Raw genomic sequence first — 26,553 nt, 5'->3', positions numbered from 1 at the left:
CGCCTTACCCGGCCTACATTTGGCACCTGTAGGCCCGGTAAGCGTAGCGCCACCGGGCACATAACGAGGAGTGACAATGTCACATTTAAACGAAGTTATCGCCCGCGTCGATGCCGCTATCGAAGAGAGCGTGATTACCCACATGAACGAACTGCTGATTGAATTAAGCGATGATGCGGAGCTGAGCCGTGAAGATCGCTACACTCAGCAGCAGCGTCTGCGCACCGCGATTTCGCACCACGGCAAGCAGCATAAAGAGGAGATGGACGCGCGTGAGGAACAGCTGACGAAAGGCGGCACCATACTGTAACCATCAAAACTGGCGTCGCGCCACCAGCCAGGCCCCGACCACCAGCATCACCGCGCCGCACACCGGGCCGATCAGGGCGCGCAGCGGGATGCCATGGCTCCTCAGCACGTCCAGCACCAGCCCGCCAATCAGCTGGCTTGCGACCAGCACGGCGATGGTCGTCGCCGCGCCAACATTCTGATAGCCGCTGATGCTGGCAAACACGAAAAACGACCCCAGCAGCCCCGGGATAAGCGTCCACCAGCGCACCGTCGCGGCCAGCTCGCTGAACCCGGCCACGCCCTGTTTCAGCAGCAGAATACCGACAAATAGCACGATGCCGACCAGCGAATTCAGCAGCATCGCGATGAGAATGGTGGAGGAGGACTGGGTGATACGCACCATCAAAGTGTTTTGCACCACCAGACCGATGCCCGCCGCGACCAGAAACGCCAGCGTCAGTGACTGATTCATGGGATCGCGTCCGGATCGCTGCGCTCGTCCAGCTGCAGCTGCATAAAGGTTAAGTCCAGCCAGCGGCCAAACTTGGTTCCCACCTGCGGCATTTGTCCCGTCGTCACAAAGCCGAGCGTTTCATGGAGATGAATCGAGGCATGGTTTTGCGCTTCAATGCCGGCCACCATCACGTGTTTCCCAATGGCGCGGGCCTCGTTAATCAGCGCCTTCATCAGCGTGCGGCCAATCCCTTTGCCCTGATGGGCCGGGTGGACATAGACCGAGTGCTCAACCGTATGACGGAAGCCGTCAAAGGCGCGCCAGTCGCCGAAAGAGGCGTAGCCGGTGATTACGCCGTCCTCTTCACTTACCAGAACCGGGTAGCCCGCAAGCGAGCGCGCCTCAAACCATGCGATTCGGTTATCGGTATCGACGGTTTTATCGTTCCAGATCGCGGCAGTGTGCAGCACCGCGTGGTTGTAAATCTCGCCTATCGCAGCGCAGTCTTCTTTGCAGGCATGACGAACGATCATGATGAAGCCTCTGTGTGTTGTTCACTATAGTATTACGTTATCACTACGATATTACACAACTGTATCGCCCGATCGCTATGGCATAAGCCATATTTTTTTGTTATCAAAAGCCCATTGAATTGCCGTTCATACACTATAGTATGACGTCATGAACACCATAACAGACACGATGAATCAACGGATTAGCGCAAGAATTCGCCTTGAACGCGAGTCTCGCGGATGGTCCCTGAGCGAGCTGGCGGACCGGGCAGGGGTCTCCCGCGCCATGATCCATAAGATAGAGCGCGGGGACAGTAGCCCGACAGCCACCTTGCTTGCCCGCTTGTCGGGCGCGTTTGGCATCAGCATGTCAACGCTAATTGCCCGGGCCGAAATGCAGGAGGGTAAGCTGCTGCGCCTGGCAAACCAGCCCGTCTGGCGCGATCCGCAGACGCACTACCTCCGCCGCCATGTTTCTCCCCGTACCGATCTGCCCATCGACCTTGTTCAGGTGGAACTGCCTGCGGGAAGCGACGTTCCGATGCCGGCCTCTTCTTACGCGCTGGCGCGTCAGCTTATCTGGCTGCAGTCCGGTGAGCTGGTGTTTCAGGAGGGCGACACCCGCCACGAGATGCACGCCGGAGACTGTCTTGAGCTGGGGCCGCCTAATGACTGCCGGTTCATCAACGAGACGAATGAAACCTGCATCTATCTGGTTGTACGCCTCAACCAGTCTGGCTCGTAATGCTAATGCGATAACGCTGAACGTGAGCCAGGCTGTAATGACATTTGTACCAGAAGGAGATCCTGATGAATCACTCTGTTTCGCATAACCGCCGCTGGGTGCTGGCCTCTCGTCCACAGGGCGCACCGGTCGCGGAAAATTTTCGTCTGGAAACGCAGCCTGTTCCGGAACCGGGTGCGGGGCAGCTTTTGCTTCGTACCGTCTGGCTGTCGCTGGATCCTTACATGCGGGGTCGCATGAGCGACGCGCCATCCTATTCACCGCCGGTTGAGATCGGTGCGGTGATGGTTGGGGGAACGGTCAGCCGCGTTGAGCAGTCAAACCATCCCGACTTCAAAGCCGGTGAATGGGTGCTGGGCTACAGCGGCTGGCAGGAGTATGAACTTTCGGACGGCAGCGGCCTGGTGAAGCTGGGCGAAAATCCGTCTCATCCTTCCTGGTCGCTGGGCGTACTGGGCATGCCGGGCTTTACCGCCTATATGGGGCTGCTGGATATCGGGCAACCGAAAGCGGGTGAAACGCTGGTGGTGGCTGCGGCGACCGGCCCGGTTGGCGCGACAGTAGGGCAGATCGGCAAAATCAAAGGTTGCCGGGTGGTCGGCGTAGCTGGTGGCCCAGAGAAATGCCGCCATGCCGTTGAGGTTCTCGGCTTTGACCTGTGTCTGGATCACCATGCGGCGGATTTTGCCGACCAGCTGAAACACGCCTGTCCGAACGGTATTGATGTCTATTATGAAAACGTCGGCGGGAAAGTGTTTGATGCCGTGCTGCCCCTGCTGAACACCTCCGCGCGCGTGCCGGTGTGTGGCCTGGTGAGCGGCTATAACGCGACGGGCCTGCCTGACGGGCCGGACCGCCTGCCGCTCCTGATGGCGACCCTTCTCAAGAAACGCATTCGTATGCAGGGCTTTATTATCGGCCAGGATTATGGACACCGCATTCATGAGTTCCAGGAAGAGATGGGGCGCTGGGTGCAGGAGGGAAAAATCCACTATCGCGAACAGGTGACGGACGGGCTGGAAAACGCTCCCGAGGCGCTGATTGGCCTGCTGGAAGGACGAAACTTCGGCAAAGTCGTGATTCGCGTCGCGAGTGACAATAAATAAAGCGCACAATGGCGGGGTTTCCCGCCATATTTATTTGTGAAGATACGATATATTGTCTTTAATTACTGGACACGGTTTTTCGCGCCATCATCCCGGATGAGCCCGAAAACGATAAAAAAAATGATGTTTGCTTTTTTTTTGCTGTTTTACGTACTTCCCACCACCAGGCATGACGATACAGGATATATCGTACCGGCGCCGTTTTATTAAAACTGGCGTTTAAAAATAGCATTAAGTTTTAGCTACAGGAATTCCACATGCTTGATTTGGATCACTTAGAAAAAGCCCAAAGGGTTAGCCTTACTATGCAGGTTGAACACAGTTTGAAAGGGGCGTTAATTACAGGCTCCCTCAAACCAGGAGCACGACTGATTACGAAAGAGATTGCTGATAAATTAGGCACCAGTATTACGCCGGTCCGCGAAGCGCTACTGCGCCTGGTCTCCTCAGGCGCGCTTCACGCCACGCCAGCGCAGGCTTTTCTGGTCCCTGAGGTGACGCTGGAGCGTTATAACGAGATTAACGCTATCCGAAAACAACTTGAGCCAATGGCGGTTGCCGCAGCATGCCAGAATATGTCAGACGGCAAGCTGGAGGCGTTGCGCAAAATGTCAGAGGCCTTCCATGAGGCCATGCGCAATGGAAACGTTCAGCAGGCCTTGCATGCGAATCGTGTCTTCAGGTTTACGCTTTATCAGTATGCTGAAATGCCGACGCTTAATGCCTTAATTGAACAGCTATGGGTCCGCATCGGCCCCTGTATGAACTATCTGCACCAGGAGCTTAGCGACATCAAAACGGCAACATATCACTATGACGAGCTTCTTTCAGCCCTTGAGCGGAGAGATGTGGAGGCCAGCCAAAAGGCGATTGATAAGTTGATTGATGAAGCGGATTCTCTTTTACAGCGACAATATTTTAACTGAGAGATTATTTATCAGAGCGACTATATACCGCCGCTAATTATTTATCTGGTGAATAACTCCTGATGGCTTATTGCCATCAGGAGGGTTATTTCATTTATAAAATAAACTTTTCTTTTTTGCTTACTCGAAGCGATAAGAGACCGACAGCCCGACGCCATAGTTACGGCCTGGTGCAGGCTCGTAATAACGACCGTTGGACTCGTTGACAATAACCGATCCCGCGTACTCTTTATCGAACAGGTTATCGACGCGGCCAAAGACGTCCATTCCCCAGTTGCCGTAGTTAAACTTATACCCGGTATTCAGCCCGACTACCGTATAAGACGGCGCTTTCGCGGTGTTTTCGTCGTCGGCCATGATATCGCTCATGTAACGCACGTCCGTGCCCGCACCAGCCTTCCTCCGGCTGCCAGCCAAACGAAGCGAAGCCCATGTTGCGCGCAATCCCCGGCATACGGTTACCGTTACAGTCTGCGTCGCTGCAGACGTTAGTCCGGTAGGTGGCATCCAGATACGTCCACGCCATCTTAAGCTTCCAGTTCTCCGCGAACTGCTGATCCAGGGAAACTTCCACACCCTGACGGCGGGTTTTACCGGCATTTTTATAGGTTGTGCGGCCGCCGGAACTGGAGTCCACCACGATCTCATCATCCGTATCGGTGCGGAACAACGCCGCCGTCAGCAGACCGTTGCCGATTCGGGTTTTGCTGCCCACTTCATACGTGTTGTTCGTGGATGGCTTCAGGCCAATATTCAGACCGCCCTGATTATCGGCACGATAGGAGAGTTCGTTGATGGTTGGCGTTTCAAACCCACGCCCTGCGGCAGCGTAGAGGTTCCACCCGTCAGTCACCGCATACTTCACGGCGCCCGCCGGGAGCCATTTGTGATAGCTCGCGTCACCGCTGTCATCGCCGTTGCCCGGCGTAACGTAATGGTCATTGGAATCAAACCAGACCGAACTGTAGCGAACACCCGCATCGACAGAGAGTTTCTGCGTCAGCTGCCAGCTGCTCTGCAGATAAGGATCGACGTTCCACATCAGGTTGCGTTCGTCGCGACGTTTATCGCCTTTGACGCCGTAATCCGGCACCCCATTGCTCATCACGAAGTTCTCGTAGCCGCGACGATCTTCACTCAGGTTTTCGTAGTTCAGACCGGTGGTAAAGGTCACCGGCACCAGCAGCTCGCCGCGGTGCGTCCAGCGGGTATCCACGCCCTGATAGTGGCGTTGCATATCAATCACCCCGCCGGAGTGAGTGGCTTTTAGCTGCGGCTGATACGGAATCGACTGGTACTGCGTCATTTCACGCTCGCCAGCGTACATCATCACGCTCAGGTCGTCCTGGGTGCTGAGCTGGCGATCGTAGCGCAGACCGGCCTGGGTCTGCTTGATGGTCTTGCGGGTGTTGTACTGATCGCCGCGCGGCGACTGGCGCGGGTTGTCCCGCCACTCCTGATAATTCAGTCCACCCGGATCGTTGGCCTTCATGTCCACGCTGTTGAAGATCAGCGTCAGCTTGCTGACGTCATCAATACGCACGCCCAGCTTCGCGTTGGCAAGATTCTTCCGCGCGCCGCTGTGGTCGCGGTAGCCCTGGGTGGTGAAACGGGTGGTGGAAACGGTGTAATCCACATCGCCCGCGTGGGTGCCATCACCCATCGCGCCGGTGGCTTTCATACCGTAGCGCCAGGTACCGTAGCTGCCGTAATAGCTGCTCGCTTCAATAGTCGGCGGCTGCTGACCGGTCTGGGTGTTGATGTTAATCACGCCGCCGGAGGCGTTGCCGTACAGAGCTGAGAAGGGACCGCGCAGCACTTCAACGCTCTCCACGCTGGAAAGATCGATGTTGGAGGTCTGGCCCTGTCCGTCCGGCATGGTGGCTGGAATACCGTCGACGTACATACGGATACCGCGCACCCCGAAGGTTGAGCGAGCGCCAAATCCGCGCATCGACAGCTGGAGATCCTGGGCGTAGTTCTGACGGTTCTGAATTTGCAGCCCGGGTACGCTGCCAAGGGATTCAGACAGGTTGATGCGGGGGGCAGCCTGGCGCATATCATCGCCATTGACGACGCTGACCGCTGCCGGGGTATCGAGTTCCGATACGGTTTGCGGCGTGGCGCTGACGATCATGGTCTGTTCCTCTGCGCTCATGGCGGTGAGCGGCGCAAAAATAACAGGAACCAGCAGCAGCGGGAGAGAAGCCTTACGGGCAGAAATGATTTTCATGAATAAAACCGGTTGTGGTATGTAAACGAACCAAATGGAACATGTCCATACATGTTAAAGGTTTTGTAAATGTTTTGAAAACTATAACCGCACATTGCGTTAATGAAAGGCGAGAGGGGAAAGAAAAACTCCACATTCATCTGATTAATGATTACTATTCTCATTATCAAAAGGCAATGCCATGACGTTGTCTGCCGGAAGTGATGTCAGCCCAAACCCCACTTTTCAGAAAAGGAATTGTTATGTTTTTACGTCATCTGTGCTCGCCGCGTCTGAGCCTGTCACTGCTGTCTGCCACTTTACTGCTTGCCGGGACGTTCCAGGTGCATGCCGCCGAAGAGGTGCTGCGTAAAGCGGTGGGCAAAGGGGCGTATGAAATGGCCGTGAGCCAGCAGGAGAATGCGCTGTGGGTGGCGACCTCGCAAAGCCGTAAAACCGACAAGGGCGGGATTGTTTACCGTCTTGATCCGGTCACGCTGGACGTGACGCAGGCGATCCATAGCGATCTCAAACCCTTTGGTGCCACCTTTGACAACGCGACCCAAACGCTGTGGTTCGGTAATACGATCAACGGCGCGGTAACCGCGATTGATGCAAAAACGGGTGACGTAAAAGGGCGACTGGTACTGGACGGGCGTCAACGCAGCGAAACCGTCAAACCGCTGCAGCCGCGCCAGCTGGTGGCGGATGACGCAAGCAACACGATTTACATCACCGGTGTCGGTAAAGAGAGCGTGATTTGGGTGGTGGATGGCGCCACGCTGAAGCTGAAAGAGACCATTGCCAATACCGGCACTTACAGCACCGGCCTGGCGCTGGATGCGCAGGCGAAACGTCTGTACACCACGAATGCAGACGGCGAGCTGTTAACCATTGATACGGCAACGAACAAAATCCTGAGCCGTAAAAAAGTGCAGGATGACGGGAAAGAGCACTTCTACCTGAACCTGAGCCTCGATACAGCCGGTCAGCGCGCGTTCCTGACCGATTCAAAACAGCCGGAAGTGCTGGTGGTGAGCCTGAAAGACGGCAGCGTGATCGCGAAAATCGCCGCGCCGGAATCCCTGGCGGTCCTGTTTAACCCGGCCCGTAATGAAGCCTACGTGACGCACCGTGAAGCCGGCAAGGTGAGCGTGATTGATGGGAAAACGTATAAGGTGACTAAAACGTTCGACACGCCGGTCTACCCGAACAGCCTGGCGCTCTCTGCGGATGGCAAAACCCTGTACGTGACGGTGAAACAAAAATCCACCCGCCAGCAGGAAGCCACCCAGCCTGACGATGTCATTCGTATCGCGCTGTAAGATGGGAATTGCCCGGTGGCGCTGCGCTTACCGGGCCTACAAAATAATGAAATGTAGGCCGGGTAAGGCGAAGCCGCCACCCGGCTTTTTTATTAACGCGAGGTTTCTTCCACCAGCGGCGCGTCGTGTTTTTCATCATCGGGATGAACCGGCGCGGTGCTGTGAATTTCGTGAACGCGTTTACGCACGCCGAACCAGCCCGCAATCAGCAGCACGGCCAGCAGCGGAATGGTCGCGATGGTGTAGGTGCCGTTCGGGTAGTCGAACGCCATCAGCACCAGCACGCTGAACAGGAAGAGCAGGGTGAGCCAGGACGTTACCGGCGCGCCAGGCAGCTTGAAGCTGACGTCAGCGGCTTTGCCTTCTTTAATCGCCTTGCGCAGACGCATCTGGCAGACCACGATAAAGCCCCAGGATGCGATAATCCCGAGTGCAGCCACGTTCAGAACGATTTCGAACACCTGAGACGGAACGAGGTAGTTCAGGAACACGCCGAAGACATAGACCACCAGCGTCGCCAGAATACCGGCGTACGGCACGTGCTGCTTGCTCATCTTCGACATGAACTTCGGTGCAGAACCGCCCATCGACATGGAGCGCAGGATACGACCGGTCGAGTAGAGGCCGGAGTTCAGGCTGGAGAGCGCCGCCGTCAGCACCACGATGTTCATGATGCTACCCACGTAAGGCACGCCCAGCTTAGAGAAGAAGGTCACGAACGGACTCTGGCCCGCCTGGTAGGCGTTCCACGGCAGCAGCAGCACCAGCAGCACCACGGAACCGACGTAGAAGAGACCGATACGCCAGATCACGCTGTTGATGGCTTTTGGCACCATCGTCTGCGGATCTTTACATTCACCTGCTGCGGTACCCACCAGCTCGATGGAGGCGAAGGCGAACACGACGCCCTGAACCAGAACCAGCGCAGGCAGCAGACCGTGCGGGAAGAATCCGCCGTTATCGGTTATCAGGTGGAAGCCGGTGGCATTGCCATCCAGCGGCTTACCGCTGCCGAGGAAGACGGTACCCACGACCAGGAACACCACGATGGCCAGCACTTTAACCAGCGCAAACCAGAACTCCATCTCCGCGAACCACTTCACGCCGATCATGTTCATGGTGCCGACAATCGCCAGCGCGCCAAGCGCAAAGACCCACTGCGGCACATCGCCAAACGCGCCCCAGTAGTGCATATACAGCGCAACGGCGGTGATATCGACGATACCGGTCATCGCCCAGTTGACGAAGTACATCCAGCCCGCGACGTAAGCGGCTTTTTCACCGAGGAATTCACGGGCGTAAGAGACGAAGCTGCCGCTGGAAGGGCGATGCAGTACCAGTTCGCCCAGTGCACGAAGAATGAAGAAAGAGAAGATCCCGCACACCAGATAGACCAGGGCGAGAGCCGGGCCAGCCATCTGCAGGCGTGCACCAGCACCTAAAAACAGACCCGTTCCGATAGCGCCGCCGATGGCGATCATTTGAACCTGACGGTTGCCCATCGCTTTGTGGTAGCCCTCTTCGTGGGAGTTCAACCAGCGACGTTTAGCAGCATGATGATCGGCTGCGCTTTTATTGCTTGTTTTCATTGAGTTACCTGTTTGCCTGTCTGAACCATTATCGTGATAGTCCTGCCTGGCAGAGCGCAATACAAACGATTGCTTCTGCGCAAACACATGTCGCCTCCCCAGTCATTCTGCGTATGGATAAGGCGAAACATGGCGAGGCATCCTACCTGCAATTCATAAGCGACGCAAAATATAACCGTGCCGAAAGTGATGCACGTCGAAGGAAATCGTGTGGTCAGAGCAGACGGGGATCACAACACGCTGAAACGTGATGAGTTTTTAGTCAAAACAATGGCGGGGTTGATTATTTAATCATCAGATTATCTTAATTATTACCAGATGGTATAAATTTTTGCTGCTGCAGGGCATCGAGAAGTAACCTGAACGCGGTTGTGTGCTGCCGACGGCTCGGATAATAGAGGTGATATCCTTCAAACGTGGGGCACCACGATTCAAGGACCCTGACCAGCCTTCCCTGATTCAGAGCGTCCAGAACCGAGGACTCGGGCACGTAGGCTAATCCGAGACCATTCTCCGCGGCGTCGATGCGCTGCGATAGGTTATTCAGCGTAAGCTGTCCGTCAACCCGCACGCGAAGCTCGCGCCCGTCACGCTCAAATTCCCAGTCATACAATCCCCCTCGGGTGGGCAGGCGGAGATTGATACAGCGGTGTTCACCCAGTTGCTCCGGCACGAGCGGCACGCCAAAACGAGCCAGGTAATCCGGGGAGCCGACGACCGCCATGCGCATGTCCGGCGCAATCCGCACCGCAATCATGTCTTTTGCCACCTGTTCACCCAGGCGAACCCCCGCGTCGAAGCGGCCATCTACGATATCTGTCAGGCCATTGTCGATCGTCACTTCAACGTTAATGTCAGGATACTGCAGCATAAAAGGCTTCAGTACCGGCCAGAGCACGGCGTCCATCGCGTGCTCGCCGGCGACGATGCGGATAGCGCCTGCGGGTTTGTCGCGGGTGCTGCGAAGCGCCGTGAGTTCCTGTTCGATCTCCAGCAGATGCGGGCTGAGGCGCGAAAAAAGCTGCTCACCCGCGGGTGTCGGAACCACGCTGCGGGTTGTGCGGGTTAACAGACGAACGTCTAATCGCGCCTCAAGCTTGCGCATCGCATGGCTCAGTGCCGATTGCGAGACGCCCAGCTGCGCCGCTGCGCGCGTAAAGCTGCGCTCGCGGGCCACCACCATAAAGGAGAGCAGATCGTTGAAATTATCTTTTAGCATCGAGGTTCTATTTATGAGTTTCAGTCATGTGTCCTATCTGATTATGCACCCTAATGCTCCCGAGCGCTTTGCGCTACTGTTAACGCAACAGTCAACGAGGAGCAAAAGATGAAAATTATCCGCAGCGGTTCATTACCGTCAGTACGAGGACCGGAAGCCTGGTTTACCGGGGCTGTTCGGATTGACGCGCCCTTTCAGGCGACCGAACCTGCCAGCGTCGGTGGGGCAACCGTAACCTTTGAGCCGGGCGCGCGCACGGCCTGGCATACGCATCCCCTGGGACAAACGCTGATTGTGACGCAGGGGCGCGGCTGGTTACAGGAGTGGGGCAAAGAGGCGGAAATCCTGAATCAGGGCGATATCGCCTGGATCCCACCCGGCGTGAAGCACTGGCACGGCGCAAGTGCGCAAACGGCGATGACGCATCTTGCCATCGCCGAAGCGGTAAACGGCAGCCCGGTAACATGGCTGGAAAAAGTGACCGACGAGCAGTACCCGAACGGCTAACCGCCAAAAACGGCGATCGCCTGCTGCAGGCGCGTCGTCCGCTGCGTCAGGTGATTCGCGGCGTGAGTGACGTTATCCACCATCCCCGTATTGCTCTGGGTCATTGTGCCGATACGGGAGAGGGAGGCGTTAATCAGCGTCAGCGCCTGAGTTTGCTCCTGCGTGGCGAGGCCAATCTCTTTAATCAAGGTGGAAACCTGCAGAACATGGTCGATCATGACCGTCAGCTGTGATTCGGTTTGTACCACCTTCTCCACGCCAGCGTTGACGCTGGCGACGTTTTTCTCGATCAGCGCTTTGATCTCTTTCGCCGCCGTCGCGGAGTGCTGTGCAAGATTGCGCACCTCAGCCGCGACCACAGCAAAGCCGCGGCCGGCTTCACCCGCGCGCGCCGCTTCCACGGCGGCATTCAGCGCAAGAATATTGGTCTGGAAGGCAATACGATCGATAACGCTGATAATATCGACGATCTGGCCGTTATCCTGCGACACGGACTGCATCATACCGATGGTCTCTTTCATCATCGCTTCGCCGCAGTGGGCGCTCTCGCGGGTGCGATCCGCCATCTGAATCGCCTCGTTCGCGGTTTCGGCCGTCTGCTTCACGGCGCTGGCGATCTCTTCCACCGCAGAAGCGGTTTGCTGCAAGAAATCTGCGGTTTCTTCAGAGCGCGTCTGCAGCGCCGCACCTTCTTTCGCGACCTGCTGGCTGATGGTGCCAATACCGCTGATTTGCGCCCCGACATCGTCAACCAGCGAATTCAGGTTTAAACCAGACTGATTCACCAGGCGCATCATCAGCCCGATATCATCGATCCTGTCAAAATGGTAATAGTCCGTTTTACGTCCTGAAACCACGCGCTGCATCTGTTGAACAATGGATTTTACCGGCCGGGCGATCTGCGCATGAAGATAACAGGACAGCGCAGAAAAAAGCAGCACCAGAGTGGTGGCCTGAACGAGACGATCGCGGAATAAATATACCGCCAGGAAGGAAAGTAACGCTGTCGCAGTAATACCAAGCTGAATTCGTTTTCCGGTACTGAGACATTTAAAGAGCGATAAAAAGGAAAATAAACCGCGCCGAACGAACAGTCCTTTATAAAAACGGTACTGTTTTAATTCATTATTACGTACTTTTGCATACAGATTTTCACTGGCCGCGATCTCCTCCCGTGAGGGGATATTGCGCACCGAAATATAGCCGGTCAGGGATTCCCCCTGCCAGACCGGCGTCACGTTGGCACGCACCCAGTAGTGATCGCCATTATGACGACGATTCTTCACCAGCCCTGTCCAGGTCTCACCCTGCTGGAGGGTAAACCACATGTCGCCAAACGCTTCGGCAGGCATGTCGGGATGGCGGATGAGGTTATGCGGCTCACCCAGAAGATGCTCTTCTTTATATCCGCTGGCTTCTATAAAAGCGGAGTTGGCATAAGTTATATGACTTTTTGTATCGGTGGTGGACATTAACGTCGAACCAGCGTTAAGTAAATACTCGTTTTGTGTAACGGGGGTGTTACGCCTCATGAGTAACTCCATGATGTTGTGCAAGAATAAAAATCCGGAAAGCGCTCCGGCAAGATAAAAGTGATTATTTTAATAACGGTCTGTGCATATTCTCGCTGAAATTGAGAACCTCCGAAATACCCGGCATCCATTATTTTTAATATGTTAATGTTGTCGAATGTAATAAAATTGAAAATATTTTAGTGGGTGTTATTTTGAATCGATTTAAATAAATGACATAAGCCAAACTGCAAGAGGGAGATCGCCTCCCTGGAAAAATTGTCATGCTGAAATAGCGTTTCGTTAACAGAATGAAAACGCTATGATTTGGTCTCATTTTCGTGAATACAGGGAGGCTGAGGTGAAAATTAACGTCATAGGAACCAGCGGAAGTGGAAAAAGCACGCTGGCGAAGCAGATTGCGACCGAACTGGCTATTCCCTGTATCGAGATGGACAGACTCTACTGGCGCTCTGACTGGCAGGGCACGCCGGACGACGAATTTCAGGCAAAGCTGGCGCAGGCGCTACAGGCTTCGCCAGACTGGGTACTTGACGGTAACTACAACCGCACGCGGCCTGTGAAATGGCGCGATGTCGATGTGGTGGTGTGGGTGGATTACGGGTTTACCCGCACCCTCTGGCAGGCCGTCACGCGAGCATTGAAGCGGGCCTGGCATAAGTACGAGCTCTGGCCGGGAACGGGGAATAAAGAGAGTTTCCGGCGCGCGTTCTTCAGCAGAGAATCCATTATCATCTGGACGATGAAAACCTGGCGTAACAACCGTACGCGCTATGAAGCCGATCTGCAAAACCCGCAATATAGCCATATTCGCTTCGTCCGCATTACCCGTCGGGAGCAGGTGGAATCGCTGATTGCCTCCTTAAAGTCTTATTCTTAGCAGGGTTTTATATATCTGTTTTCCGGCAAACTAAATGTAAATTAATTGTTTCTCAGTGGTGAAATGCGCCTTTAATAATGTCGACATGTTAAGTCAAACGAGAACGCAACATGTCATGGCGAATCAGCATTCTGGATAAAAGCCCCATCGCTGAAAACGAAACGGCTGCCGATGCACTGGCGCGTACCCTTGCGCTGGCGCAGCAGGCAGAAAATCTGGGCTATCACCGCTTCTGGATTGCCGAACACCACAACACCCCACAGCTTGCCAGTCCTTCGCCGGAGCTGCTGATTGCCTGGATCCTCGGGCAAACCACGCGCATTCGCGTCGGGTCAGGCGGCGTAATGCTTCAGCACTACAGCCCCTATAAAGTCGCCGAGAACTTCAACGTGCTGGCCGCGCTGGCGCCTGGCCGCGTCGATCTCGGCGTCGGGAAAGCCCCCGGCGGATTACCGCTCTCAACCCGCGCGCTGCAGCAGGGCCTGAATCAACAGGAAAAGGGCAGCTTTGCCGAACAACTGGCCCAGCTCGACCGCTGGATCCGTCCTGAGCATCACGCTAATGAAGAGGCCGTCCGCGCCACGCCGCTGCCGCCGTTGCCTGCTGAGGGTTTTCTGCTGGGCGCGAGTACCGAAAGCGCGCTGCTGGCCGCCAGGCTCGACTGGCACTTTGTGTTTGCCGCACACCTGAACGGTGACCCGGAACTGCTGCGCGAGGTGGTATCGACCTGGCGCGAGAACAGCGCGCGTGACGTGATAGTGGCGGTGCAGGCGATTGTCGCGCCGACGCAGGCTGAGGCAGACGCGCTGGCGCAGAAGGTCGAAGTGTGGGGCGTTGAGCTGGCAAACGGGCAGCGTGTCACCGTGGCCAGCGAAGAACAGGCCTACGCGTTTGCACGCCAGGCGGGCAGTGAGCCGGTGCGCATTGCACGTCGCGCGCAGTCGCTGCTGGCGGGTACCGCTGAGTCGGTAGTGGAACAGCTCAACGCGCTGCACCAGCAGTGGGGCATTGACGAATTTATCATCGACACGCCGGTGGCGGAGGGGGCTACGCGCGTCGCGTCGCTGCGCCTGCTGGCCGGGGCGCGTCTTAACAAGGAGGTCACCGTATGAGCTTTGGCGAACAACTGATTGCCTGGCGCCGCGAACTGCACCAGAACCCGGAGCTGTCCGGCCAGGAAGTCGAAACTACCGCGCGCCTGCGCCAGTGGCTGACCAACGCCGGGATCACCCCACAGCCTTACGACCTGTCGACCGGGCTGGTGGCGGAAATCGGAACGGGCAGCAGGCTGGTTGCGCTGCGTGCCGATATTGACGCGCTGCCGATCGAGGAGCGCAGCGGCGTGCCGTTTAGCTCACAGCATGCAGGGGTGATGCACGCCTGCGGACACGATATTCACACCAGCGTCATCCTCGGCGCCGCGTTAAAGCTGAAAGAGCGGGAGGCCTCGCTTAACGGCCGGGTGCGTATCCTGTTTCAGCCTGCTGAAGAGAACTTTGGCGGTGCGAAGAGCATGGTGCGCGCCGGTGCCCTGCGCGATGTCAGCGCGATTTTCGGTATGCACAACGAGCCCGGCCTGCCGGTCGGTGAGTTCGCCACCCGCGGCGGGCCGTTCTACGCCAACGTTGACCGCTTTGTGATTCGCATTACCGGCAAAGGCGCGCACGCCGCACGTCCTCATGAAGGCAACGACGCGATTGTGCTGGCGAGCCAGTTGGTAACGGCGCTGCAAAGCGTCGCCAGTCGCAACGTCAACACGCTGGATTCGGTGGTGCTGAGCGTGACCCGCATTGCGGGCGGCAACACCTGGAACGTGCTGCCGGAAAGCGTCGAGCTGGAAGGCACGCTGCGAACCCATCGCACGGAAGTGCAGCAGAATGTGAAAGCCCGCGTGGGCGAAATCGCCGCCGGTTTTGCCAGCGCCTTCAGCGCGCAGATTGATATCACCTGGTATGCCGGGCCTACCGCGCTGGTGAATGACGAGCGCTGGGCTGATTTTGCCACCTCGGTCGCGCGTGAGGCCGGATATGAAACCCGGCACGCGGAACTGCATATGGGCGGGGAAGATTTTGCGGTCTATTTGCAGTCTGTTCCCGGCGCGTTTGTCAGCATTGGCAGCAACAGTCCGTTTGGTTTACATCACCCGGCCTTTAACCCGGATGAAGCACTGATTGAGCCCGCCGCCCGCTATTTTGCACAGCTTGCGGAAAAAGCCCTGCAACACGTTTAATTCAGGAGAGGTAAATATGTCTGCAACCCGACAACTGCGGCTGGGCACCATTCTGCATGGTGCATCCGGGAATATGTCCGCCTGGCGCCATCCTGCAGCGATCGCCGACGCCAGTATTAATTTCGACTTTGTGAAAGCGACGGCGTTAAAGGCCGAGGAAGGGAAGCTCGATTTTCTCTTCGTGGCCGATGGCCTCTATATTAACGAGAAATCGATCCCCCATTTTCTGAATCGTTTTGAACCGTTAACCGTGCTTTCCGCACTGGCCAGCATCACCTCGCGTCTTGGGCTGGTGGGAACCTTATCCACCTCCTACAGCGAGCCCTTCACCACGGCGCGCCAGTTTGCCAGCCTCGATCACCTGAGCAACGGCCGGGCGGGCTGGAACGTGGTGACCTCGCCGCTGGAAGGGTCGGCCAAGAACTTTTCCCGCGAAAAACACCCCGAGCATGCGCTGCGCTACCGGATTGCGGATGAGTATCTCGACGTGGTGAAAGGGCTGTGGGATTCCTGGGAAGGGGACGCGTTTATTCGTAACAAAGAGAGCGGCCAGTTTTTTGACCCGGCGAAACTGCATACGCTCGATCACCACGGTGACTTCTTCCAGGTCGCCGGTCCGCTGAATATTGGCCGCACGCCGCAAGGTCGCCCGATTGTCTTTCAGGCCGGGGCGTCGGACGACGGGAAAAAGCTGGCGGCGAAACATGCCGACGCCATTTTCACCCACCACGAGACGCTCGATGAGGCAAAAGCCTTTTACCGCGACGTAAAACAGCAGCTGGAAACAAACGGCCGCCGCGCGTCGGATCTCCATATTTTCCAGGGCGTCAGCGTGATTGTGGGGAAAGATGCCGATGATGTGGAAAATCAGTACCAGACCACGGCGGCGCTGGTGTCGATTAATGACGCCCTCAATTACCTCGGGCGTTATTTTGAACATCACGATTTCAGCCAGTATCCGCTCGACGAGCCGTTCCCGGATATCGGCGACTTAGGCAAAAACAGCTTCCGCAGCACCACCGATGAAATCAAGCGTAACGCCCGTGAACGCAACTTAACCCTGCGTCAGGTGGCGCTGGAGGCCGCTTCGCCGCGCCCGCGCTTTTCCGGCACGCCGGAGGAGGTGGCAGACGGTCTTCAGGCCTGGTTTGAAGGCTATGCCGCAGACGGCTTCATTATTCAGGGCGGCACGCCGGACACCTTCCCGCGCTTTGTTGACCAGGTGGTGCCCATTCTTCAGGCCCGCGGCCTGTTCCGTACCGACTACCCGGGCACCACGCTGCGTGAAAGCCTTGGCTTAGACCAACCGAAAAACCAGTACACACAACAATAAAAGAGAACCCCGCTATGCAGAAATCATCGCTTATTCTGGCGCTCGCGCTGGCCTTTACCCCTGCCGTCTGGGCAGAGAACGTCAATATTAACGGCACCGGCGTGAGCATCGAGGCCAATAAAACCCCGATTAACACCACGAAAAATAGCGAGGCGGTAGCGCAGCTGCCGAAAGACTATCGCTTTGCCGTGCCGGGGAAATTTACCGTTGCGGTGGCGGGACTCAACCAGCCGCCGCTGACGGTCTTCTCCGACGACAACAAAACGCTGCTGGGAAGCGAAGTTGACGTCGCGCGTCTGGTCGCCGACAGCCTCGGGCTGGAGCTCAATGTGGTGCCCACCTCCTGGGAGGACTGGCCGCTGGGCGTGGCGTCCGGGAAATACGATGCCGCCATCAGCAACATCACCGTCACTAAAGAGCGCAAACAGAAGTTTGATTTTGCTACCTATCGTAAGGATTCCCTCGGCTTTTACGTGAAATCCACCAGCCCGATTACGTCGCTGCAGAAGGCGGAAGACATCGCCGGGCTGAAGATTATCGTCGGCTCCGGCACCAACCAGGAGGCCATCCTGCTGGCATGGAATGCCGAAAACCTGAAGAAGGGGCTGAAGCCCTTTACCCCGATCTACACCAAAGACGATGCGGCCCAAACCCTGGCGCTGCAGTCCGGACGCGCGGATGCCTACTTTGGCCCGAACGTGATTGGCGCATGGAAAGCGGCGCTGAACGGGAAAACCAAACTGGTGGGCAGCGTCGACGGCGGCTGGCCGAAGGCGGCACACATCGCGGTGACGCTGAAAAAAGGCAGCGGACTGGTTGAGCCGGTGCAAACCGCGCTGAACGGTGTCATCAAAAACGGCGATTACGACAAAGTGCTGAACCGCTGGGGAGAAGGGGTTGAGCGCATTCCTCAGTCCGAAGTGAACCCGGCTGGCCTGGGCGATTAAGGAGGCGTAATGAGCGAACGATTTCGTGATGTATCACCGGAAGATGCCGAACTTCAGCCCATTATCGAGGGGCTGTTCGGTGAATATGCGGCCCGCTACGGGGACTACTTCTCTAAAGACGCGGAAGTGGAGCTCACCGAGTGGTATCTGGCGCCGCAGGGGCTGTTTATCGTCCTGGAGCGCGACGGGAAGATTATTGCTACCGGCGCGTACAAACCGTTCGACGAACGCACCGCGGAAATCAAACGTATCTGGACGGACAAAACCCTGCGTCAGCAGGGGCTTGCCGGGCGCGTGGTGCAAGAGCTGGAGCGCAGGGCGGTGCTGGCAGGCTATAGCCAAATCTACCTGACAACCGGCTTTCGTCAGCCGGAAGCGGTCAGGCTCTATCTTAGCCAGGGCTATCAGCCGCAGTTCGATCTGAACCGCGATCCGGAAGAGTATAGCCAGCCGCCGTTTGACGGTCGGCTGCGTTTCACCAAAACGCTGGTACGTGAAGCGTTCAGTAAAACCGCATGAGGAACGACGATGAGCAACGTTGAAACCATTAAGGTGGTCCCGGCGCGTTATCCGCTGCGGGCCGTCGGCGCCGCGGTGGCGCTGTTTGTCCTGGCGGTCGTGATTCAGTCCGTAGCCTTTAACCCGCGCTGGGAGTGGACGGTGTTCGCCCGCTGGTTCTTCGACCCGGTGATCCTCGAAGGTGTCGGGCAGACCCTGCTGCTGACGCTGATCGGTACCGCGCTGAGCGTGGTGTTTGGCGGCATGCTGGCCCTGGCGAGACTCTCGTCATCCTGGCTGCTGAGCAGCCTGGCGTGGGCGTACATCTGGCTGTTTCGGTCGCTGCCGCTGATCGTCGTGCTGATTATCCTGTACAACTTTTCCTATCTCTACGACACGCTCTCGCTCGGCGTGCCGTTTACCGGTATTACCTGGGGCAGTTTTGAAACCATCAACGTGCTGGGGCAGTTCTCTACCGCCGTGGTGGGGCTAACGCTGGTGCAGAGCGCCTATACCGCCGAGATCATTCGCGGTGGTTTCCTCGGGGTCGATCACGGGCAGTATGAGGCCGCCGCCGCGCTCGGTCTGCCGGCCTGGCGCCGCACGGTGCGCATCATTTTGCCTCAGGCGCTGCGTACCATTCTGCCGTCGGGGTTCAATGAAATCATCAGCCTCGCCAAGGGCACAGCGATGGTGTACGTCCTGGCGATGCCGGAGCTGTTTTATACCATCCAGATGATCTACAACCGCACGCAGGAGGTGATCCCGCTGCTGATGGTCGGTGCCGCCTGGTACCTGGCGATCACCACCGTCCTGTCCGCTATCCAGTACGGTGTTGAACGCGCACTTGCCCGCAGCGAACGCCGCTCAGCGGTTAATCAGAACCGTGCCGCCCGTCGTACCCGTTCTGTCACCACCACGCCAGCACAGGAGCCTATCCATGCAAGCCTCTCCTGAAGGACATATCTCGATTACCGGCGTCAGCAAATATTTTGGACGCCATAAGGCGCTCGACAACGTGTCGTTTGAGATCCCGCCGGGATCCGTGACGGTCATCCTCGGGCCGTCCGGGTCGGGAAAATCGACGCTGCTGCGTACCATTAACCACCTGGAGCGCGTCGACGAAGGCTTTATTCAGATCGACGGGGACTACATTGGCTACCGTCGTCAGGGCGACAAGCTCTACGAGCTGAAGGAGAAAGAGATCCTCAAACAGCGCGTCAACGTGGGCTATGTGTTTCAGAACTTCAATCTCTTTCCCCATCTCACGGTGCTGGAAAACCTGATTGAAGCGCCCATCGCGCATAAAAAGCTCAGCAAAAGAGAGGCGGTGGAAAGAGCGTACAGCCTGCTGGACGTGGTCGGGCTGCGGGACAAAGCCGATGCCTGGTCCCGCCATCTCTCCGGCGGCCAGCAGCAACGCATTGCGATTGCCCGCGCGCTGGCGTTACGTCCCCGCGTGATGCTGTTTGATGAACCCACCTCGGCGCTGGATCCGGAGCTGGTAGGGGAAGTGCTGGACGTAATCAAAAAACTGGCCCGGTCCGGCACTACGCTGGTGGTGGTCACTCACGAGATCGGCTTTGCCCGGGAAGTGGCGGATCAGGTGGTGTTTATGGTCGACGGAAAAATCGTGGAACAGGGCAGCAGCGACGCGGTATTGAACCGCCCGTCGCACGCGCGAACGCGCCAGTTCCTGTCAAAAGTGCTGTAAGGAGCGCAGATGAAATATGGACTTCTGGCAGGACTGCTTTTTACGACGGCGAGCCACGCCAGCATCGATCTGAAAGCCAACGAGCAGCCGCTGCCGGTGACGGTGGATCGGCAGGCCGTGGCGAAGATCCCCGCCGGTTATAAATTCGTTGAGCCGGGTACGCTGACGGTCGCCGTCTCGATGCTGAACTCCCCGCCGCTGGCGCTGCTGGCCAGCGATAACCGCACGCGGATCGGCAGCGACCCGGATATTGCCCGCCTGCTGGCGGGCAGCCTGGGGCTGAAGCTAAAGCTGGTGCCGACGGCGTGGGAAGACTGGCCGCTGGGAATCGCTTCCGGGCGCTACGACGTGGCGCTGGTGAACATTGCTGTGACCGAACAGCGTAAAGAGAAGTTTGATTTTGCGACCTACCGCGTCGATTCGCTGGCGTTTTCGGTGAAATCCACCAGCGAGATTCAGTCAATCAAAAGCGCGGAAGATCTGGCCGGGAAAAGGGTGATTGTCGGCTCGGGTACCAATCAGGAGCGCATCCTGCTGGGCTGGAACGAAGAGAATAAAAAGGCGGGGCGGGCGCCTGCGCTGCCGGTCTATCTTCACGACGATGCCTCGGGCAATCTCTATATCCAGTCCGGCAGGGCGGATGTGTTCTTTGGTCCTCAGTCGGTTTCAGCTTACAAAGCGGCGCTCACCGGCAAAACCCGCGTGGTCGGTTTAGGGCCGAAGAAAGCTTATGTCGCCACCACGACCAAAAAAGGCAATCAACTGGTTTATGCCTTGCAGGCCGCGCTGAACGGTGCGATTGAGCGCGGAGAGTACCAGAAGGTGCTGGCGCGCTGGGGCGAGCAGGGCGAAGCGGTGGCGCAATCGGAGGTCAACCCGCCTGGGATAACATACTAATGGTGCTCTACACTTAGGATTTCACTCCTGAGGGGGCAACATGATTAAACTTTATGGCGTACCCGGCTGGGGCTCGGCAATCAGTGAGGTGATGCTGACCCTGGCTGATATCCCTTATCAATTTATCAACGTGGACGGGTTTGACCAGCCCGGTCCGCAGCGTGAATTGCTGCACAAGCTCAATCCGCTGTGCCAGGTGCCGACGCTGGAGCTGGAAAATGGCGCCATCATGACCGAAACGGCGGCGATTGCCCTGATGGTGCTCGACCGGTGTCCCGAGCTCGCCCCGCCCGTGGGGCAGGCTGAACGTCAGCAGTTTCAGCGTTTGCTCATCTGGTTCGTAGCCAACGTCTATCCCACGTTTACCTATGCAGACTATCCCGAACGCTGGGTGCCGGATGCGCCGGAACAGCTGCAGAAAAACTGCATCGAATACCGGAAATCTCTTTATTTGTGGTTCGAAAGCCAGCTTAAGGCTGCCCCGTTTGCGCTGGGGGAACGGCTGACGCTGCTGGATGTGTATATTGCGGTAGCGCGCACCTGGGGGCCCCGTCACGCCTGGTTTGCCGAAAATACCCCTAAATTCACGGCGATTGCGGACGCCGTATGTCAGCGACCGGAACTGCACAAGGTGTTAAAGGCAAACAATATTATCTGATAACGTGGAACCCTCATTCACAACCGGAAGCCTGTACATGCCACACGTAGATATCAAATGTTTTCCCCGTGATTTGAACGACGAACAAAAAGCTGCCCTGGCGGCAGATATTGCCGACGTGATTATTCGCCATTTCAACAGCAAAGACAGTTCCGTGTCGGTGGCGTTGAAGCAGATCGCGCCTGAAGACTGGAAGGCGCAGGTCTGGGATACCGAAATTGGACCGAAGCTGGAGGAGCTTATTAAGAAGCCCGGGTATTCGATGTAAGATCTTCTGCCGGGGAGCGAATAAATCCTCCCCGGCTTGTTTTCCCGTTTTCGCAAAAATCGATAAAAATGCGTTTTGTCTTATCCGCTACACTTAACGTTTCTGGCTGACTTTTTATTCATCCTTAGGAAAGATCTTCAACAGAATCAATTAAGGACAGACACGTTAAAGGATAATTTTCTGATGACAAAATTACCCCGTTTTTCATTCGCCTTTCTTCATCCCCGTTACTGGCTAAGCTGGGCCGGCATTGCGGCTCTGTGGCTCATCATGCTGCTCCCTTATCCGCTTCTGTTCAGAATCGGTCATGGCCTGGGGCGACTGGCGATGCGCTTACTTCCTCGCCGCGTCGAGATTGCCCGCCGCAACCTGGAACTTTGTTTCCCGGAGATGAAAAAGGATGAACGCGAGTCATTGCTGCAGCGTAATTTTGAATCGGTAGGAATGGGGGTGATTGAAACCGGGATGGCATGGTTCTGGCCTGCGTGGCGGGTGAAGAAATGCTTTACCGTGCAGGGGTATGAGCACATGGAAAAGGCGAGGGCGCAGGGAAAAGGCGTGGTGCTGGTGGGGATGCATTTTCTGACGCTTGAGCTGGGCGCGCGGATATTTGGCATGCTCAACCCCGGTATCGGGGTGTATCGCCCTAATAACAATGCTCTGCTGGACTGGCTTCAAACGCGCGGACGTCTGCGTTCCAACAAAACCATGCTCGATCGCCATGATTTAAAGGGCATGATCCGCTCGCTGAAGCAGAATGAAATTTTGTGGTACGCCCCGGACCACGACTATGGCAAAACCAACAGCGTGTTTGTGCCGTTCTTTGCGGTGCCGGATGCCGCAACGACGGCGGGCAGCTATATGCTGGTCAAAAGCGCTAAGCCTGCCGTCATCCCCTTTGTGCCGCGTCGCAGGGCGGATGGCACCGGTTACGAGCTGATTATTCTGGAGGATATCAGTGAGGCGTTGCAGGGCGGCGATAAAGAAGCCGTGGCGACGCAGATGAACAGGGCAATTGAGCAGGCCGTACGCATGGCCCCAGAGCAGTATATGTGGCTGCACCGTCGCTTCAAAACGCGTCCTGAAGGGGTACCTGATCGGTATGCCCGTCTGAAACAGGCGGCAACTCGGGGTGATAATCTCTCCGCCAGCGATTTTTCTGACCGCTCAGGCATACAGCACTGACACCACAGCGATGCCCTCACCCTGCGGTGAGGGCATGACCGGCGCTACAACGCGGATCGGCGGTACGGCGCATAGTCCGCCTGCCACCAGGTCTTCTCAATGCGCGCCAGCAGGGTTTCATCATCTAACGATGGCGCTATGCCTTGTTCAATCGCGGCCCGGGCGACGGCAACGGCAATCTGGCGCGAGACCGTTTCAATCTGATCTACCGGCGGCAGCAATCCTCCTCTTTCTGTGGTTACGAGCGGAGACTGGGCGGCCAGGCTGTGGCTTGCTGCCATCAGCATCTCTTCCGTCACCCGGCGCGCGTTACAGGCCAGCACGCCCAGTCCCAGGCCCGGGAAGATATAGGCGTTGTTACACTGGGCAATCTCGTAGTGCGCGTTCTCCCAGAATACCGGCGCGAACGGGCTGCCGGTGGCCACCAGCGCGGCCCCCTGGGTCCAGGCGATGAGATCCTGCGGCTGGGCCTCCGCCCGCGACGTTGGGTTCGAGAGCGGCATGATAATCGGGCGCGGGCAGTGGCGATGCATCTCTTTGACGATCTCTTCACTGAACAGCCCCGGCTGACCTGAAACGCCGATCATCACCGTTGGATGTGCGTTCTTCACCACGTCCAGCAGGGAAATATTCTTCGCGTCTACCTGCCAGCGGCTTACGGCGTCGCGCGCGGTAAGCAGGTTTTTCTGGAAATCGAGCAGGTTGGTCATGTCGTCGGTCAGCAGGCCGAAGCGATCGACCATGAAGATCCTGCTGCGGGCTTCCGACTCGCTCAGGCCGTCATCGACCATCAGCGCCACAATTTTTTCAGCGATCCCGCATCCCGCAGAGCCGCTGCCGAGGAAGACCACGCGCTGATCGCGAATGCGCGTGCCCGCCGCGTGGGCCGCTGCGATCAGCGTCCCCGCGGTGACGGCTGCCGTGCCCTGGATATCATCATTGAAGCAGCACAGCTGATCGCGGTAGCGCTGGAGTAGTCGTGTGGCATTTTTCTGTGCAAAGTCTTCAAATTGCAGGAGAACGTTGGGCCAGCGCGCCTTAACCGTGCTGATAAACATATCCATAAACTCAGCATACTGGTCGTCGCTGATGCGCGGATGACGCCAGCCCATGTACATCGGGTCGTCGAGGTGTTGCTGATTATTTGTGCCGACATCCAGCATAATCGGGAGGGTGGAGGCCGGATGGATCCCTCCGCAGGCGGTATAGAGCGACAGCTTGCCAATCGGAATGCCCATACCGCCGATACCCTGGTCGCCGAGCCCTAAAATGCGCTCTCCGTCCGTTACCACAATCACCCGAACGTCGTTGCGCGAGAAACTTTGCAGCATCTCATCAATACGATGGCGGTTAGGCCATGAAATAAACAAGCCGCGCGCGCGGCGATAAATCGTGGAGAAATGCTCGCAGGCTTCACCCACCGTCGGGGTATAGATAATCGGTAACGTCTCTTTCAGATGCGAACGCAAGAGGTTGTAAAAGAGAGTTTCATTGGTGTCCTGAATATTGCGCAAATAAACATGACGGGAAATATCGCTTTTAAAATGGCAGAACTGCACCCAGGCGCGCTCGGTTTGCTCTTCAATGGTTTCAACGTTATGCGGCAATAATCCATGCAGATTAAAATTATCCCGTTCTTCTTTAATAAAGGCGAGGCCTTTATTTAATAACGGATTTTCCAGCAGTACGGCGCCATTATAGGGCGTGTACAGAACGTCTTTACGAGACATGGTCAACTCCTGAATATTTAAACGAAACAGAAATAAGACGAGTAGAAACAGTGACTTTAAGGATGATAAAGGCACGGAGTTTTCTGTGTTTTGTTGGGGAGCTAATTTAGCGCTTAGCTAACGGATCAGGAGTGACAAGGTTCACATTCTTTCTGGTTTTATTAATTTCAAAAGAATTGCATTGAATGTCATGAATAACTTTAGTTACATAATAATGAATTAAATTATTTAAAAGGAAAGGGCTATTGTGTTCACATTTCTCTTTGGGGGGGTATGTTAATTTCACGCTGAGCCTGTTTTTAGAAAAGGCCACCAAAGTTTTTATTTTCTATTTAAGAACATTTATTTGAATCAGGAATAGTTTTTCGTTTATTCCGTTCTCTGCATATCCGAACACAAATTTCAGGTGATTATATGAAAGATAATCCTGTACCGACTTCTGAGCTGTCGACCTCGCGTTTCGCCTTTGGGCTCAACAATACCGAGGTTGGCGCAGTCCCGTTGATGCTGTTCGTGGGGATTGCCGCGATTGTGGCGACGTCCGCTTGGGCAGGGCTGTTGCCGAAAAATATGATAGGCGGACTGGCGGTCATCATGACCCTTGGCTTTGCGTTTGCCAAAGTGGGGCGTCAAATCCCCGTGCTGAAGGACATCGGCGGCCCGGCGATCCTGTGTCTGATGGTGCCTTCCGTGCTGGTCTATTTTGGCGCATTCGGGAAACAAACCCTTGATACGGTGTATCTGCTGATGAAGGAGGCGAATCTGCTCTATTTCGTCATCGCCTGCCTGGTAGTCGGCAGTATTCTGGGGATGAACCGGGTGCTGCTGATCCAGGGCATGATGCGCATGTTTGTTCCGCTGGTGGCGGGGACATTGATGGCCGTGCTGAGCGGGCTTATTGTGGGAACGCTGTTTGGGTTTACGCCTTACCATACGTTCTTCTTTATCATTGTCCCTATCATTGGCGGCGGAATTGGCGAGGGGATTTTGCCCCTGTCTCTGGCCTATTCGGCCATACTGGGGCAGACGCCGGACGTCTACGTGGCGCAGCTGGCTCCCGCTGCGGTCGTCGGAAATATTTTCGCCATTATTTGTGCGGGCTCGCTGGCGCGTCTCGGGACGAAACGTCCTGCGCTTTCGGGAAATGGCATGCTCACGCGGAGTAAAGACGACGCCAGCCTGTTTGCTGGGGCGCAAAGCGCACAGCAGACGGATTTTCATCTGATGGGCGGCGGATTGCTGATGGTGTGCGCGTTTTTCATCGTCGGAGGCTTGTTTGAAAAACTGGTCCACATTCCCGGCCCGGTGCTGATGATCCTGATTGCCGTCCTGTGTAAATACTTCAGGGTGATCCCGGCCTCAATGGAGCAGGGCGCGCACAGCTGCTATAAATTCGTTTCGGCTGCGCTGGTCTGGCCCCTGATGATCGGCCTCGGGATGCTATACGTGCCGCTTGAGAGCGTGGTGTCGGTCTTCTCGGTGGGCTATGTAGTGGTATGCGGATCGGTGGTGATTGCGATGGCGCTGAGCGGCTACGTGATTGCGTCGCGTCTGAATATGTATCCGGTGGAAGCGGCGATTGTTACCTGCTGCCACAGTGGGCTGGGCGGTACGGGAGATGTGGCCATTCTGTCCGCCTCCAACCGCATGTCGCTCATGCCGTTCGCGCAGATTGCGACACGTATCGGCGGTGCCTCGACGGTCATTTTCGCCACGCTGCTGATGGGCTGGGTTATGGCGCACTGATTCGAAACCTCAGGATACTGAATCGCAACGACATTTACAGCGTGTCGCT

Annotated in this window: 23 protein-coding genes and 2 pseudogenes; 18 read left to right on the top strand and 7 right to left on the bottom strand. The window is 56.6% G+C overall.

The genetic code is table 11. The annotated features are described in order from the left end of the window. Positions 1–76 precede the first annotated feature (76 nt). Positions 77–310: a YdcY family protein gene (locus tag KGP25_RS12620; protein WP_008501298.1), complete on the top strand. Its 234-nt coding sequence runs from the start codon at positions 77–79 to the stop codon at positions 308–310. Between the two features lie 3 nt (positions 311–313). On the opposite strand, the gene KGP25_RS12615 is transcribed toward KGP25_RS12620, so the two are convergent. Continuing rightward, entirely contained in the window at positions 314–763 is a 450-nt protein-coding gene (locus KGP25_RS12615) for a DMT family transporter (protein WP_069719147.1), read from the bottom strand. Then, on the bottom strand, positions 760–1,278 hold the full coding sequence (locus tag KGP25_RS12610) for a GNAT family N-acetyltransferase (RefSeq protein ID WP_023292298.1): 519 nt from the start codon (positions 1,276–1,278) through the stop codon (positions 760–762). Before KGP25_RS12610 ends, KGP25_RS12615 begins: the two co-directional genes overlap by 4 nt. A 148-nt stretch (positions 1,279–1,426) precedes the next feature. Here KGP25_RS12610 and KGP25_RS12605 point away from each other — a divergent pair, with 148 nt between their 5' ends. The 3 genes from KGP25_RS12605 to KGP25_RS12595 all read left to right on the top strand — a co-directional run bounded on the left by KGP25_RS12605 (position 1,427) and on the right by KGP25_RS12595 (position 4,034). Further along, positions 1,427–2,002: a helix-turn-helix domain-containing protein gene (locus tag KGP25_RS12605; protein ID WP_008501301.1), complete on the top strand. Its 576-nt coding sequence runs from the start codon at positions 1,427–1,429 to the stop codon at positions 2,000–2,002. Between the two features lie 65 nt (positions 2,003–2,067). After that, positions 2,068–3,108: an NADP-dependent oxidoreductase gene (locus KGP25_RS12600; protein WP_104948438.1), complete on the top strand. Its 1,041-nt coding sequence runs from the start codon at positions 2,068–2,070 to the stop codon at positions 3,106–3,108. 257 nt (positions 3,109–3,365) lie between these two features. Further along, positions 3,366–4,034 (top strand): GntR family transcriptional regulator, encoded by a 669-nt coding sequence (locus tag KGP25_RS12595; RefSeq protein ID WP_044596524.1) that lies wholly within the window; start codon positions 3,366–3,368, stop codon positions 4,032–4,034. Positions 4,035–4,154: 120 nt separating this feature from the next. On the opposite strand, the pseudogene pqqU reads toward KGP25_RS12595, so the two are convergent. Beyond that, positions 4,155–6,267 (bottom strand): annotated as a pseudogene (gene pqqU, locus KGP25_RS12590) (TonB-dependent receptor PqqU). 242 nt (positions 6,268–6,509) lie between these two features. Here pqqU and KGP25_RS12585 point away from each other — a divergent pair. Next, complete coding sequence (locus KGP25_RS12585; protein WP_223539042.1) at positions 6,510–7,571, top strand: YncE family protein; 1,062 nt, start codon at positions 6,510–6,512, stop codon at positions 7,569–7,571. Between the two features lie 92 nt (positions 7,572–7,663). Here the strand turns inward: KGP25_RS12585 and ansP are convergent, their stop codons facing one another. Together ansP and KGP25_RS12575 are read right to left on the bottom strand one after the other, a co-directional pair. Then, entirely contained in the window at positions 7,664–9,160 is a 1,497-nt protein-coding gene (gene ansP / locus KGP25_RS12580) for an L-asparagine permease (RefSeq protein ID WP_008501774.1), read from the bottom strand. A 304-nt stretch (positions 9,161–9,464) separates the two neighbouring features. Beyond that, a complete protein-coding gene (locus KGP25_RS12575) occupies positions 9,465–10,379 on the bottom strand; it encodes a LysR family transcriptional regulator (protein ID WP_063621792.1) in 915 nt (304 codons plus the stop codon). Positions 10,380–10,487: 108 nt separating this feature from the next. Between KGP25_RS12575 and KGP25_RS12570 the strand changes: the two genes are divergently transcribed. Then, entirely contained in the window at positions 10,488–10,886 is a 399-nt protein-coding gene (locus tag KGP25_RS12570) for a cupin domain-containing protein (protein WP_008501772.1), read from the top strand. Here the strand turns inward: KGP25_RS12570 and KGP25_RS12565 are convergent. Beyond that, a complete protein-coding gene (locus tag KGP25_RS12565; RefSeq protein WP_223539041.1) occupies positions 10,883–12,418 on the bottom strand; it encodes a methyl-accepting chemotaxis protein in 1,536 nt (511 codons plus the stop codon). The two genes, KGP25_RS12570 and KGP25_RS12565, sit on opposite strands and share 4 nt — an antisense overlap. A 340-nt stretch (positions 12,419–12,758) precedes the next feature. On the opposite strand from KGP25_RS12565, the gene KGP25_RS12560 reads away from it, so the two are divergent. The 11 genes and pseudogenes from KGP25_RS12560 to KGP25_RS12510 all read left to right on the top strand — a co-directional run bounded on the left by KGP25_RS12560 (position 12,759) and on the right by KGP25_RS12510 (position 23,028). Beyond that, the gene (locus KGP25_RS12560) at positions 12,759–13,298 is read left to right on the top strand and encodes an AAA family ATPase (RefSeq protein WP_223539040.1); all 540 of its coding nucleotides are present in this window, start codon (positions 12,759–12,761) and stop codon (positions 13,296–13,298) included. 110 nt (positions 13,299–13,408) lie between these two features. After that, on the top strand, positions 13,409–14,410 hold the full coding sequence (locus KGP25_RS12555; protein ID WP_048223398.1) for an LLM class flavin-dependent oxidoreductase: 1,002 nt from the start codon (positions 13,409–13,411) through the stop codon (positions 14,408–14,410). Further along, positions 14,407–15,528, top strand: a complete 1,122-nt coding sequence (locus KGP25_RS12550; protein ID WP_045908821.1) for an amidohydrolase — start codon at positions 14,407–14,409, stop codon at positions 15,526–15,528. The genes KGP25_RS12555 and KGP25_RS12550 overlap by 4 nt, the downstream gene beginning before the upstream one ends. A 16-nt stretch (positions 15,529–15,544) precedes the next feature. Further along, positions 15,545–17,808: pseudogene (locus tag KGP25_RS12545) on the top strand (NtaA/DmoA family FMN-dependent monooxygenase). Positions 17,809–17,817: 9 nt separating this feature from the next. After that, a complete protein-coding gene (locus KGP25_RS12540) occupies positions 17,818–18,327 on the top strand; it encodes a GNAT family N-acetyltransferase (RefSeq protein ID WP_008501765.1) in 510 nt (169 codons plus the stop codon). A 9-nt stretch (positions 18,328–18,336) separates the two neighbouring features. Beyond that, positions 18,337–19,263 carry an amino acid ABC transporter permease gene (locus tag KGP25_RS12535; protein ID WP_045415753.1) on the top strand — a complete coding sequence of 309 codons (927 nt, stop codon included), beginning with the start codon at positions 18,337–18,339 and terminating at the stop codon, positions 19,261–19,263. Then, positions 19,247–20,020: an amino acid ABC transporter ATP-binding protein gene (locus tag KGP25_RS12530; protein ID WP_223539039.1), complete on the top strand. Its 774-nt coding sequence runs from the start codon at positions 19,247–19,249 to the stop codon at positions 20,018–20,020. Before KGP25_RS12535 ends, KGP25_RS12530 begins: the two co-directional genes overlap by 17 nt. Before the next feature lie 9 nt (positions 20,021–20,029). After that, entirely contained in the window at positions 20,030–20,917 is an 888-nt protein-coding gene (locus KGP25_RS12525) for an ABC transporter substrate-binding protein (RefSeq protein ID WP_048223392.1), read from the top strand. A gap of 40 nt (positions 20,918–20,957) precedes the next feature. Further along, entirely contained in the window at positions 20,958–21,575 is a 618-nt protein-coding gene (locus tag KGP25_RS12520) for a glutathione S-transferase family protein (protein WP_045908816.1), read from the top strand. 37 nt (positions 21,576–21,612) lie between these two features. Next, positions 21,613–21,843, top strand: coding sequence for a tautomerase PptA (gene pptA / locus KGP25_RS12515; RefSeq protein WP_008501760.1), 231 nt, complete (start codon positions 21,613–21,615; stop codon positions 21,841–21,843). Between the two features lie 183 nt (positions 21,844–22,026). Beyond that, positions 22,027–23,028, top strand: a complete 1,002-nt coding sequence (locus KGP25_RS12510; protein WP_048963121.1) for a Kdo(2)-lipid IV(A) acyltransferase — start codon at positions 22,027–22,029, stop codon at positions 23,026–23,028. A 44-nt stretch (positions 23,029–23,072) separates the two neighbouring features. Here the strand turns inward: KGP25_RS12510 and KGP25_RS12505 are convergent, their stop codons facing one another. Beyond that, positions 23,073–24,758, bottom strand: coding sequence for an NAD-dependent malic enzyme (locus tag KGP25_RS12505; RefSeq protein WP_223539038.1), 1,686 nt, complete (start codon positions 24,756–24,758; stop codon positions 23,073–23,075). A gap of 414 nt (positions 24,759–25,172) precedes the next feature. On the opposite strand from KGP25_RS12505, the gene KGP25_RS12500 reads away from it, so the two are divergent. After that, positions 25,173–26,504, top strand: coding sequence for a 2-hydroxycarboxylate transporter family protein (locus tag KGP25_RS12500; protein WP_223539037.1), 1,332 nt, complete (start codon positions 25,173–25,175; stop codon positions 26,502–26,504). Positions 26,505–26,553: the final 49 nt, after the last annotated feature.

It is taken from the genome of Enterobacter sp. JBIWA003 (assembly GCF_019968825.1).
GTDB lineage: Bacteria > Pseudomonadota > Gammaproteobacteria > Enterobacterales > Enterobacteriaceae > Enterobacter > Enterobacter quasiroggenkampii.
This window is presented reverse-complemented; position numbering and strand designations above follow the sequence as displayed.